The 12,419-nt window shown below is 55.5% G+C and carries 13 protein-coding genes; 7 read left to right on the top strand and 6 right to left on the bottom strand.

The features are described from left to right. Window positions 1–4: 4 nt before the first annotated feature. From lptB to npr, 6 genes are all read left to right on the top strand, one after another. Window positions 5–730, top strand: coding sequence for an LPS export ABC transporter ATP-binding protein (lptB, locus tag IM303_RS14535; protein ID WP_028014570.1), 726 nt, complete (start codon window positions 5–7; stop codon window positions 728–730). A 47-nt stretch (window positions 731–777) separates the two neighbouring features. Continuing rightward, window positions 778–2,211 (top strand): RNA polymerase factor sigma-54, encoded by a 1,434-nt coding sequence (gene rpoN, locus IM303_RS14530; RefSeq protein WP_193360045.1) that lies wholly within the window; start codon window positions 778–780, stop codon window positions 2,209–2,211. Between the two features lie 22 nt (window positions 2,212–2,233). Continuing rightward, window positions 2,234–2,521 carry a ribosome hibernation promoting factor gene (gene hpf, locus IM303_RS14525; protein ID WP_014171818.1) on the top strand — a complete coding sequence of 96 codons (288 nt, stop codon included), beginning with the start codon at window positions 2,234–2,236 and terminating at the stop codon, window positions 2,519–2,521. Window positions 2,522–2,603: 82 nt separating this feature from the next. Continuing rightward, a complete protein-coding gene (gene ptsN / locus IM303_RS14520; protein ID WP_008501443.1) occupies window positions 2,604–3,095 on the top strand; it encodes a PTS IIA-like nitrogen regulatory protein PtsN in 492 nt (163 codons plus the stop codon). A 45-nt stretch (window positions 3,096–3,140) separates the two neighbouring features. Next, window positions 3,141–3,995 (top strand): RNase adapter RapZ, encoded by an 855-nt coding sequence (gene rapZ / locus IM303_RS14515; protein ID WP_014885397.1) that lies wholly within the window; start codon window positions 3,141–3,143, stop codon window positions 3,993–3,995. Next, window positions 3,992–4,264 (top strand): PTS phosphocarrier protein NPr, encoded by a 273-nt coding sequence (gene npr / locus IM303_RS14510; protein ID WP_025756690.1) that lies wholly within the window; start codon window positions 3,992–3,994, stop codon window positions 4,262–4,264. Before rapZ ends, npr begins: the two co-directional genes overlap by 4 nt. A 38-nt stretch (window positions 4,265–4,302) precedes the next feature. On the opposite strand, the gene mtgA is transcribed toward npr, so the two are convergent. The 6 genes from mtgA to IM303_RS22390 form a co-directional block, all read right to left on the bottom strand. Then, the gene (gene mtgA, locus IM303_RS14505; RefSeq protein WP_048999208.1) at window positions 4,303–5,028 is read right to left on the bottom strand and encodes a monofunctional biosynthetic peptidoglycan transglycosylase; all 726 of its coding nucleotides are present in this window, start codon (window positions 5,026–5,028) and stop codon (window positions 4,303–4,305) included. After that, window positions 5,025–5,678 carry an isoprenoid biosynthesis glyoxalase ElbB gene (gene elbB / locus IM303_RS14500; protein ID WP_028014573.1) on the bottom strand — a complete coding sequence of 218 codons (654 nt, stop codon included), beginning with the start codon at window positions 5,676–5,678 and terminating at the stop codon, window positions 5,025–5,027. The genes mtgA and elbB overlap by 4 nt, the downstream gene beginning before the upstream one ends. Before the next feature lie 232 nt (window positions 5,679–5,910). Then, window positions 5,911–8,244: an aerobic respiration two-component sensor histidine kinase ArcB gene (gene arcB, locus IM303_RS14495; RefSeq protein WP_193360044.1), complete on the bottom strand. Its 2,334-nt coding sequence runs from the start codon at window positions 8,242–8,244 to the stop codon at window positions 5,911–5,913. 135 nt (window positions 8,245–8,379) lie between these two features. Further along, window positions 8,380–9,462: an LPS export ABC transporter permease LptG gene (gene lptG / locus IM303_RS14490; RefSeq protein WP_028014575.1), complete on the bottom strand. Its 1,083-nt coding sequence runs from the start codon at window positions 9,460–9,462 to the stop codon at window positions 8,380–8,382. Further along, window positions 9,462–10,562 carry an LPS export ABC transporter permease LptF gene (gene lptF, locus IM303_RS14485; protein WP_048999210.1) on the bottom strand — a complete coding sequence of 367 codons (1,101 nt, stop codon included), beginning with the start codon at window positions 10,560–10,562 and terminating at the stop codon, window positions 9,462–9,464. The genes lptG and lptF overlap by 1 nt, the downstream gene beginning before the upstream one ends. 63 nt (window positions 10,563–10,625) lie before the next feature. Beyond that, window positions 10,626–10,685 carry a hypothetical protein gene (locus IM303_RS22390; protein ID WP_213743486.1) on the bottom strand — a complete coding sequence of 20 codons (60 nt, stop codon included), beginning with the start codon at window positions 10,683–10,685 and terminating at the stop codon, window positions 10,626–10,628. Window positions 10,686–10,828: 143 nt separating this feature from the next. Between IM303_RS22390 and pepA the strand changes: the two genes are divergently transcribed. After that, window positions 10,829–12,340 carry a leucyl aminopeptidase gene (gene pepA, locus IM303_RS14480; protein WP_028014577.1) on the top strand — a complete coding sequence of 504 codons (1,512 nt, stop codon included), beginning with the start codon at window positions 10,829–10,831 and terminating at the stop codon, window positions 12,338–12,340. The last annotated feature ends 79 nt before the right edge of the window (window positions 12,341–12,419 follow it).

Here is a 12,419-nt window from a genome sequence, read left to right as displayed (position 1 = left end):
CGCTATGGCAACATTAACTGCAAAAAATCTCGCGAAGGCCTATAAGGGCCGCCGTGTCGTAGAAGATGTCAGTCTGACCGTCAACTCCGGCGAAATTGTGGGCCTGCTTGGCCCGAACGGTGCGGGTAAAACCACCACCTTCTACATGGTGGTGGGTATTGTGCCGCGCGATGCCGGCAACATTATTATTGACGATGAAGATATCAGCCTGCTGCCGCTGCACGCCCGCGCGCGCCGTGGCATTGGCTATCTGCCGCAGGAAGCCTCTATTTTCCGTCGTCTGAGCGTCTTTGATAACCTGATGGCGGTCCTGCAAATTCGCGACGACCTGACCAACGAACAGCGTCAGGATCGCGCCAACGAGCTGATGGAAGAGTTTCATATCGAACACCTGCGCGACAGCCTGGGCCAGGCCTTGTCCGGGGGGGAACGCCGTCGTGTTGAGATTGCGCGCGCGCTGGCCGCCAATCCGAAGTTTATCCTTCTGGATGAACCGTTTGCGGGCGTTGACCCGATCTCCGTTATCGACATTAAACGCATTATCGAGCATCTGCGTGACAGCGGACTTGGCGTGCTGATCACCGACCACAACGTTCGTGAAACGCTGGCGGTATGTGAACGCGCGTATATCGTGAGCCAGGGCAATCTGATTGCTCACGGTACGCCGCAGCAGATCCTCGAAGACGATCATGTTAAGCGCGTCTATCTTGGGGAAGACTTCAGACTCTGATAGGGTAGAGGTAACGTAACGCCGAACCGGAGAAAAATGCTCTGAACATGAAGCAAGGTTTGCAATTAAGGCTCAGCCAACAGCTGGCGATGACGCCGCAGTTACAGCAGGCAATTCGTCTGTTGCAACTGTCCACCTTAGAACTCCAGCAGGAGCTCCAGCAGGCGCTGGACAGCAATCCCCTACTGGAGCATGCCGATCTTCATGACGAGGTAGATACCCAGCAGTCACAGGACACAGAAGCGCTCGACACCGCGGATGCACTCGAACAAAAAGAGATGCCGGACGAGCTTCCGCTGGATGCCAGCTGGGATGAAATCTATACCGCCGGGACCCCTTCCGGCACGCGTGCAGACTACCAGGACGACGAGCTACCGGTCTACCAGGGCGAAACCACCCAGTCGCTGCAGGATTACCTGATGTGGCAGGTAGAGCTTACCCCCTTCTCCGATACCGACCGCGCTATTGCCACGTCGATTGTCGACGCCGTTGATGACACCGGTTATTTGACCGTCACGCTGGACGACATTCTGGAAAGCATGGGCGATGAAGAGATTGAGATTGAGGAGATTGAAGCGGTACTGAAACGCATTCAGCGCTTCGATCCGGTCGGGGTGGCCGCGAAGGACCTGCGCGACTGTCTGCTGATCCAGCTTTCTCAGTTCAGCAAAGAGACGCCGTGGCTCGACGAGGCACGCTTAATCATCAGCGATCATCTGGATCTTCTGGCTAACCACGATTTCCGCACCCTGATGCGCGTGACGCGCCTGAAGGAAGAGGTGCTGAAAGAGGCGGTAAATCTGATCCAGTCCCTCGATCCGCGTCCCGGTCAGTCGATCCAGACCAGCGAACCCGAGTACGTTATCCCGGACGTGCTGGTCAGAAAACACAATGACCGCTGGGTCGTTGAACTGAACTCTGACAGCATCCCTCGCCTGCAAATCAACCAGCAGTACGCCTCCATGTGTACCAGCGCGCGCAACGACTCCGACAATCAATATATTCGCAGCAATCTTCAGGAAGCGCGATGGTTGATCAAGAGCCTGGAGAGCCGGAATGATACCCTGCTTCGCGTGAGCCGCTGCATCGTCGAACAGCAGCAGGCCTTCTTTGAGCAGGGCGAAGAGTATATGAAACCGATGGTGCTGGCGGATATCGCCCAGGCCGTCGAGATGCATGAATCCACTATTTCCCGCGTTACTACGCAGAAGTATCTGCACAGTCCGCGCGGTATTTTTGAGCTTAAGTATTTCTTCTCCAGCCACGTGAACACCGAGGGTGGCGGCGAAGCCTCCTCAACGGCGATTCGCGCCCTGGTGAAGAAGTTGATCGCCGCGGAGAATCCCGCGAAGCCACTAAGTGACAGTAAGTTGACCACCATGCTGTCCGATCAGGGTATTATGGTGGCACGTCGTACTGTTGCGAAGTATCGAGAGTCTTTATCCATTCCGCCGTCTAACCAGCGTAAACAACTGGTCTGACACAACCGATAAGGAAGACACTATGCAGCTCAATATCACAGGACATAACGTCGAGATTACTGAGGCTTTACGTGACTTCGTGAACGCTAAGTTCGCGAAACTCGAGCAGTATTTCGAAAGGATCAATCAGGTCTACGTTGTGTTAAAAGTGGAGAAAGTGACTCATATCTCGGATGCAACCCTGCATGTTAACGGGGGTGAACTCCATGCCAGTGCGGAAGGGCAAGACATGTACGCGGCTATCGACGGCTTGATTGACAAGCTTGCGCGACAGCTCAATAAACATAAAGATAAACTGAAACAACACTAATTGTCCGGGCAGTTAACGGGTGCAGGACGGCCTGTTGTGAAACACAACGGGCCATTTGTACAGTTAGCGCTTAGGTGAAATTATGATGAACAACGATTCCGCTCTTCAACTGAGCAATGTCCTTAACCAGGAATGTACCCGCAGTGCCGTTCACTGCCAGAGCAAAAAACGTGCGCTGGAGATCATCAGTGAATTGGCTGCAAAACAGCTGGGCCTGCCGCCGCAGGTGGTGTTCGAAGCCATTCTGACCCGTGAAAAGATGGGCAGTACCGGTATCGGCAACGGCATCGCGATCCCGCACGGCAAGCTGGAAGAGGACACCCTGCGTGCCGTCGGTGTGTTTGTGCAGCTGGAAACCCCAATCGCTTTTGACGCCATTGATAACCAGCCCGTCGATCTCCTCTTCGCGCTGTTGGTGCCTGCCGACCAGACCAAGACCCACCTGCATACGCTTTCGCTGGTTGCTAAACGTCTGGCGGATAAAACCATCTGCCGTCGACTGCGCTCAGCCCAAAGTGATGAAGAGCTTTATCAAATTATCACTGAAGCAGAAGGCAATCAGGATGACGCATAACCAGGTGATGGCCTTCACATCTGTTGTCCTGAGGAGAAACGGAACATGGTGCTGATGATTGTCAGCGGTCGTTCAGGGTCGGGGAAATCCGTTGCTCTGCGCGCGCTGGAAGACATGGGTTTTTACTGCGTCGATAACCTGCCGGTCGTGTTATTGCCCGATCTGGCACGCACGTTAGCGGAGAGACAAACCTCCGCCGCCGTCAGTATCGACGTTCGTAACATGCCGGAATCGCCAGAGATCTTCGAACAGGCAATGAGTAACCTGCCTGACGCGTTCTCGCCTCAGCTGCTGTTCCTTGATGCCGACCGCAATACCCTGATCCGCCGCTACAGCGACACCCGTCGTCTGCATCCGCTTTCCAGCAAGAATCTCTCGCTGGAGAGCGCCATCGACGAAGAGAGCGATCTGCTTGAGCCGCTGCGCTCTCGTGCCGATCTGATTGTCGACACCTCAGAGATGTCCGTTCACGAGCTGGCGGAAATGCTGCGAACCCGGCTGCTGGGCAAACGCGAGCGCGAGCTGACGATGGTGTTCGAATCCTTCGGCTTTAAGCACGGTATTCCGATTGATGCGGACTATGTTTTCGACGTGCGCTTCCTGCCGAACCCGCACTGGGATCCTAAACTGCGTCCAATGACCGGTCTGGATAAGCCCGTGGCGGCGTTCCTCGACCGACACACAGAAGTTCACAATTTTATCTACCAGACGCGAAGCTACCTTGAGCTATGGTTACCTATGCTGGAGACAAACAATCGTAGCTACCTGACGGTGGCGATTGGCTGTACCGGCGGTAAACATCGTTCGGTCTACATCGCCGAACAGCTGGCCGACTATTTCCGCTCGCGCGGTAAGAACGTTCAGTCCCGTCATCGCACGCTGGAAAAACGTAAAACATGACCGTAAAACAAACCGTTGAGATCACCAATAAGCTGGGCATGCATGCACGCCCGGCGATGAAGCTGTTTGAGCTGATGCAGGGTTTCGATGCAGAAGTGCTGCTGCGTAATGACGAAGGCACCGAAGCGGAAGCCAACAGCGTAATTGCGCTGCTGATGCTGGACTCCGCCAAAGGGCGTCAGATTGAGGTTGAAGCCACCGGTCCTCAGGAAGAGGAAGCTCTGGCAGCGGTAGTTGCGCTGTTTAACGCCGGGTTCGACGAAGATTAGGCCTGCTATTCTGGCGGGTGGCGCTGCGCTTACCCGCCCTACATTAACGCATTTCTCTCCATAAACCCTTCCCCACCCAGCTGGCGCATCTGGCGCATGATCCACGCCTGACGGCTTCGCACGTACCCTGACGGGGCGCTGGCCTTGAAGCGGACAGGATTAGGCAGAACAGCCGCGAGCAGCGCCGCCTCCGACATGCTCAGCCTGCTGGCAGGTTTATTAAAATAGCGTTGTGATGCAGCTTCGACACCAAATACCCCGTCGCCGAACTCGGCGATATTAAGGTAAACGGTCAGAATACGCTTTTTGCTCCAGACCGTTTCCATTCCCAGGGTCAGGCCCGCTTCCAGCCCTTTTCGCACCCAGCTTCGGCCATCCCACAGGAACAGGTTTTTAGCCGTCTGCTGCGACAGCGTTGACGCACCGCGCACGCGGTTTTCGTGACGTTCGTTATGGGCCAGCGCCTTTTCGATCGCGGCCACATCGAACCCCCAGTGCTCCGGGAATTTTTGATCTTCCGCCGCGATAACCGCCAGCCCCATGAACGGAGAAATTTCATCCATGCTCACCCAGTCAGAATGGGCAACATAGCCGAAATCAACGGAGAACCACGCGCTAAGCTGGCGCTCAACCATGACCGCTGAAAACGGTACCGGCAAAATGCTGAACACGGCCAGGCCGCCCCCCCAGAACACCGCCAGGACGAGAACGATGCGTAAAAGAAGGCGTTTCAACCATGCGCCTGCGGAAGACTGACGCCTCATTCCGTCAGCACCAGCACCCGGGCGACCAGCTTTTCAATGCCCACGGCGGCTTCCGCAATATTCTTCGCCAGCATATACGCGGGCGTGGTGACAACTTTGTTGTCTTCATCCACCACAATGTCATCGACCGGGCACGGAACGTGTTCGCCCCCCATATCCTCGACGACCTCTGCGGTATCAATATCGGTTCCGATCGTCAGCCGTAACGGAAAATCGAAAATATTTGGCAGCATGGCCGGTGCAATACAGATAAAGCCCAGCGGCTTGCCCGCGGCATGCATCGCCAGCGTCAGCGCTTTGAGATCAGGGTCCACCGTGCATGCGGCACCCTCGGCAGCAAAGGTGCTGAGATTTTTCGCGTCGCCGAAGCCGCCCGGCACAATGAGCGCATCCAGTTCAGCGGCATCTGCCTTCGCCAGCGGATGAATCTCTCCCCGGGCAATACGCGCGGCTTCAATCAGGACGTTACGCGTTTCGGCCATCGGCTCGCCGGTCAGATGGTTAATCACATCCGACTGATTTTTGTCGGGTGCAAAACAGATAACCTCTGCTCCCTGTTTCGTCAGGGCCAGCAGCGTGATTACGGCTTCATGTATTTCTGAACCATCAAAAACACCGCATCCGCTCAGGACAACACCAATTTTTTTCATCTTGACGATCCTTCTTTGCAACTCGCTGAAGCACATTAATAATTTTGATTAAAACGCTATGCTTCACACATTTCACTGATTCATGTAACAAACCATTTAAGATTTGCTATCTTATCTGCGTGCGGCCTAAATTTTTACGGCGGCGCCCATTAGAAAATTACTTTAAAAAACAGGCGCAGCCACGATTTCCCTGGTGTTGGCGCAGTATTCGCGCACCCCGGTCTAGCCGGGGTCATTTTTTTCTGGCATCCACCCAGGCTTTAAGCACCGCAACATCGTTCTGCCACTCTTGTTTCATCTCTTCAACCCAATCACCAACGTTATCTTCCCAGGCTGGTAAATCAGGCGACTGAATCTGTTGACCCAGCTGCTGCAGGTGGCGTAACCCGACCGAGCCGGCTGCGCCTTTGATTTTATGCCCTTCTTCCACGATGCCCTTCTGGTCACGCGCCGTCAGGTTTGACTCCAGCACGCTCAGATAACCCGGCATCATTTTTTCAAACACCGCCAGGCCGTCGGTAATCAGTTTCGGGCCGACCAGATCGATATACTGCTCCAGCATCGCGGTATCGAGTATCGTTTGGGCTTTTGCGCTATCAACAGACGTCATGGTGCTCTCCTCTTCATCGTGGGTATCCCAAAACTTCTTGATCATGGCGGTCAGAGCAGGCACCGCCAGAGGCTTGCTGAGTACATCGTCCATACCGGCGTCGAGATACTCTTTTTTATCTTTCAGCACGTTCGCCGTCAGCGCCACCAGCGGCGGCAGTTCATCAGCCGCGTACTGACGCGTCAGTTCACGCGAGATATCCAGCCCGGTCATATCCGGCAACTGGATATCCAGCAGAACGAGGTCATATTCACCCGGTGTAAACATCTCCAGCGCGGCTTTACCGGTCATCGCGACATCCACGCTGTTGCCCAGTTTTTCCAGCACCGAGCGCGCTACAATCACGTTAAGCTCAATATCCTCCACCAGCAGGACGTGCAGCGCAGGCAGCGGCATATCGTCATTTTCAAAGGTATCCTCTACCTCTTCCGCCACCGCCGGCGCATGCACCGTCAGCGTGAAGGTTGACCCTTTGCCCGCCTGGCTGGCAACGGTGATGTCACCACCCATGCTCTTCGCCAGCCGCTTAGACACCGCCAGGCCGATTCCGGTACCAGTGGCCGGTTTTCCACCGTTGCTGTCCTTCACCTGGTAGTACATCGCGAAAATCTTGTCCTGCTCCTCCTGCGGAATACCAATCCCGGAGTCCTCCACCTCGAAGTGCAGCATGTCGCCGTCGTCATAGCGAATACGCACCGCCACCTGCCCCTTCTGGGTAAATTTCACCGCGTTGCTGATGAGGTTCCACAGGATCTGACGCAGCCGCGTGCCGTCGGTAATCACTTTATGCGGCAGCGGCAGGGTGGGCTCCATGACAAAATTCAGCCCCTTCTGCTGAGCCTGCAGACCAGACAAGTTTTCCAGATCGGCAAGGAAGCTGGTGAAATCAACCGGCTGGTTATCAAGCTGAACCTTTCGGCGCTCCATCTTATCCATGTCAATAATATCGTTGAAGATATTACCCAGCGTGACCGCCGAGACGTGAATCGTTTTGAGGTAATTTTCCTGCTCTGCGGTCAGGTCGGTATCCAGCAGAATGCGGCTCAGCCCCACAATGCCGTTAAGCGGCGTACGAAGCTCATGGCTGATGGTGGAGATGAAGGTGGTCTTGTCGCGGCTGGCGCGCTCCAGCGCATCCTGATAGCGCTTACGCTCGGTAATATCACGGCCGAAGCCCATCAGGCCGTGGCGCTTCCCGACGCGGTCATAGTACGGCACCTTACGGATCTCAAAGCAGGCTTTGCGCCCGTCTGGGTAATCCAGCCACTGTTCGTAGGTCAGCGAGACGTTATGGCGGAACACTTTTTCATCCGTCTCCATGACCTTGGCGGCCGCCTCTTCGGAGTAAACGTCCTGCGGCTTGAGGTGAATCAGCTGCTTCTCGCTTTTCCCGGTCAGGAGCTCCATCGCCCGGTTACAGCCTGAAAATTCTTTATCTTCGTTACGGTAGAATACCAGATCCGGCGAAGCGTCCAGGAACGAACGCAGGAAGGAGGATTGCTGCTCAAGCTGGATCTGCGTCACCTCGCGCTCTTTCATTTCGATTTTCAGCTGTTCCAGCGTGGCCTGACGCTCTGCCTCCGCCTTCTCACGATCTGAAATTTCCTGATTCAACTGAGCAATGTTGTCTTTAAGCTGAACATTGAGCTTCAGGTCGCGCTCGCGCATCTCCTCCAGCTTATCGACCAGTTTTGATAAGCGCTGACGGGACTCCTCCAGCTGCTCGACCACCACGGAAAGGAAATAGACCGCCCAGGGGGTAATGAGCAGGCCGAAGAAGATAGAGCGGATAACGTCGATACTCTCGACCTGACCATGCAGAACCATCGTAACGGCCATCTGCACGACAATCGCCAGAACGACCAGCGCCAGCGCCAGCAGCATGGAGAAACGCACCAGCCCAAGCTTCATCATCAGGTCGACGTAGTACTGGGCTAGCATTCGAATTTGCTTCATAGAGGATCCCTTCACGACTTTATCGCTCAATAATACTCAAATTCGAGGCGGGACGTTGAAGGTTGTGAGAAAAAGTGCGGGTTGAAACAGGAGATTAGCCTCGCCTCCGGTTCACCGGAAGCGAGGAGAGGTCAATCAGGAGCGTTTCAGCAGCAGCCAGAGGCTGATCAGGAAGAAGCTGGCGCTCGGCAGCAGCGCACCGATAATCGGCGGGATGCCATAAACCAGCGTCAGCGGACCGAAGATCTGATCGAGTACATAGAAGACAAAGCCGAAGCTAATACCGGTCACGACGCGCACGCCCATCGGCACGCTACGCAGCGGACCGAAGATAAACGACAGCGCCATCAGCATCATCACCGCCACGGACATCGGCTGGAAGATTTTGCTCCACATGTTGAGCTGATAGCGTCCGGCATCCTGCCCGCTCGACTTCAGGTACTTCACATAGTTGTGCAAGCCGCTGATAGAGAGCGCGTCAGGATCCAGCGCAACAACCCCGAGCTTATCCGGCGTGAGGTTGGTCTTCCAGGTGCCGGTCACCGTCTGTGACCCGGTAATCTGTTTTGGATCGGTCAGGTCAGACTCATCAACCTGCGACAAACGCCACTGCTTATGTTCAGCGTCAAACTTCGCGGAAGAGGCGTGTCGGACAGACTCCAGACGGCGCTGGTCGTTGAACGCATAGATGCTAACCCCGCCCAGTTCATCATTACCCTTTACCCGTTCGATGTAGACAAAGTTTTTCCCGTCTTTCGCCCATAAACCTTGCTGAGTCGAGAGCAGTGAACCACCGTACATTGCCTGAGCACGATAGTTACGCGCCATCTGCTCGCCCTGCGGTGCCACCCACTCGCCAATCGCCATGGTCAACAGCACCAGCGGGATTGCGGTTTTCATTACCGACAGCGCAACCTGCATACGGGTAAAGCCTGAGGCCTGCATCACCACCAGCTCGCTGCGCTGAGCCAGCATCCCCAGCCCCAGCAGCGCGCCCAGCAGAGCCGCCATCGGGAAGAAGATCTGCACATCTTTTGGCACGCTGAGCAGGGTGTACATCCCCGCCCCCATCGCGTCATAGCTGCCCTGTCCGGCTTTTTTCAGCTGATCGACAAATTTGATAATGCCGGAGAGCGACACCAGCATGAACAACGTCATCATGATGGTAGTGAAAATGGTTTTACCGATATAGCGATCAAGAACGCCAAACGCCTGCATTAGATGGCTCCTTTACGCGAGAATCGGGCACGTATGCGGCGCACAGGCACCGTATCCCACAGGTTTAATCCCAGCGCCAGTAAGATGTACAGGCTGTTAACGAACCACGTCCAGACCATCGGATCCAGTTTACCCTTCGCGCCGTTAGAGCGAATCGAGGTTTGCAGCAGGAAGTAGATCAGGTAAAGCAGCATCGCTGGCAGCATAGATAGCACGCGGCCCTGGCGCGGGTTCACCACGCTCAGCGGCACGACAATCAGTGCCATCATAAACACGGTGAATACGAGCGTAATACGCCAGTGGAACTCAGCCCGCGCTCTGTCGGTATCGGTATTCCACAGCGTGCGCATATCCATTTGCTCGGTATCCGTCGGATCGAGCGCCACCGCCTGATGACCAATAATGGCCTGATAGTTCTGGAAATCCGTAATACGGAAGTCACGCAGCATCGCGGTGCCTTCGAAACGGGTGCCTTTATTCAGCGTGACGACCTGAGAACCGTCTTTGCGCTGAGAAAGCTGGCCAGAATCGGCAACCACCACTGACGGACGCGCGTTACCTTTAGGACGCAGCTGCGCCAGAAATACATCGTTGAATTTACTGCCGTCAACGCTCTCAATAAACAGCACGGAGTTTCCGTCAGTCGCCTGCTGGAACTGCCCCTGCGCGAGCGCCGCCAAGCCGGGGTTTGCTTTCGCCTCGGCCAGCACTTCGTCCTGATGACGGGAAGACATAGGGCCCGCCCACATCACATTCACCGCCGCAACAATGCCCGTGAACAGCGCCAGTATCATCGCCGCTTTCACCAGTACGGCTTTACTCAGGCCGCAGGCATGCATCACCGTAATTTCACTCTCGGTGTACAGCTTACCGAGGGTCATCAGCAGGCCGAGGAATAGACTCAGCGGCAGAATAAGCTGCGCCATTTCCGGGATCCCCAGCCCAAGCAGGGAAAGCACCAGATTCGTTGGAATTTCGCCGTCAACGGCCGCACCGAGGATCTTAACCAGCTTCTGACAGAAAAAAATCAGCAGCAGGATGAAGAGGATCGCCAGTTGGCTTTTGAGCGTCTCCCGCACCAGATATCTTATGATTATCACTTTAAATACGCCCGTAAAAACCCGTCTCTTTGCTGGAAAATCGCTTGTTTCATGGCTTAAACGTCATTTATTCTCTTGAGTCGTCGAAATCGTCGCTAAGATTAAAACATCCGGCGGATTCACGCTTCAGGACTTTTTCTGACGTGTCGAAACCGTAGTAACGTAAGATTAACACGAAGTCACCACAACAGCGGACATGAGTTACGAAAGGTTTCAATTCTATCCGTAGCAGCCGCCGTTGTCTTTAAGATTCAGGAGCGTAGTGCATGGAGTTCAGTGTAAAAAGCGGTAGCCCGGAGAAACAGCGGAGTGCCTGCATCGTTGTGGGCGTCTTTGAACCGCGCCGACTCTCCCCGATCGCCGAGCAACTCGATAAAATCAGTGACGGCTATATCAGCGCCCTGCTGCGCCGTGGCGAACTGGAAGGCAAACCTGGGCAGACGCTGTTACTGCACCATGTTCCGAACGTCCTGTCAGAGCGTATTCTGCTGATTGGCTGCGGCAAAGAGCGCGAGCTGGATGAACGTCAGTATAAGCAGGTTATTCAGAAAACCATTAATACGCTGAATGACACCGGTTCAATGGAAGCCGTCTGCTTCCTGACCGAGCTGCACGTCAAAGGCCGTAACACCTACTGGAAAGTGCGTCAGGCCGTCGAAACGGCAAAAGAGAGCCTTTACAGCTTCGATCAGCTTAAGACCAACAAAAGCGAGCCGCGTCGTCCGCTGCGCAAAATGGTCTTTAACGTGCCAACCCGTCGCGAACTGACCAGCGGCGAGCGCGCCATCCAGCATGGTCTAGCGATTGCCGCCGGTATTAAAGCGGCAAAAGATCTCGGCAACATGCCGCCAAACATCTGTAACGCCGCCTACCTCGCCTCTCAGGCGCGCCAGCTGGCTGACTCCTACAGCAAAAACGTCATCACCCGCGTCATCGGCGAACAGCAGATGAAAGAGCTGGGGATGCACTCTTATCTGGCGGTGGGTAACGGCTCGCAGAACGAATCCCTGATGTCGGTCATCGAATACAAAGGCAATCCGTCTGAAGACGCGCGTCCGATCGTGCTCGTCGGTAAAGGGCTGACCTTTGACTCCGGCGGTATCTCCATCAAGCCTTCAGAAGGCATGGACGAGATGAAGTACGACATGTGCGGCGCGGCGGCGGTTTACGGCGTCATGCGCATGGTTGCGGAGCTTCAGCTGCCCATCAACGTAATCGGCGTGCTGGCAGGCTGCGAAAACATGCCTGGCGGTCGCGCGTATCGTCCGGGCGACGTCCTGACCACCATGTCCGGCCAGACCGTTGAAGTGCTGAATACCGACGCCGAAGGCCGTCTTGTACTCTGTGACGTGTTGACCTACGTTGAGCGCTTCGAGCCAGAAGCGGTTATCGACGTGGCCACACTTACCGGTGCCTGCGTGATTGCCCTGGGCCATCACATCACCGGCCTGATGTCGAACCACAACCCGCTGGCGCACGAGCTTATCGGCGCGTCCGAGCAGGCCGGTGACCGCGCATGGCGTCTGCCGCTGGGTGACGAGTATCAGGAACAGCTGGAGTCTAACTTTGCGGACATGGCTAACATTGGTGGTCGTCCTGGCGGCGCAATTACCGCTGGCTGCTTCCTGGCGCGCTTCACCCGTAAATATAACTGGGCGCACCTGGACATCGCGGGTACCGCATGGCGCTCCGGTAAAGCCAAAGGCGCTACCGGACGTCCGGTTGCCCTGCTGTCGCAGTTCCTGCTTAATCGTGCGGGTTTTAACGGCGACGAGTGATGTAATGTGCCGGGTGGCGGCTTCGCCTTACCCGGCCTACACGCCGCTCAACCGTAGGCCGGGTAAGCGAAGCGCCACC

It is taken from the genome of Enterobacter cloacae complex sp. P38RS (assembly GCF_014930775.1).
Lineage (GTDB): Bacteria > Pseudomonadota > Gammaproteobacteria > Enterobacterales > Enterobacteriaceae > Enterobacter > Enterobacter bugandensis.
The sequence above is the reverse complement of the archived record's forward strand: the minus strand, read 5'-3'. Positions and strand labels throughout refer to the sequence as shown.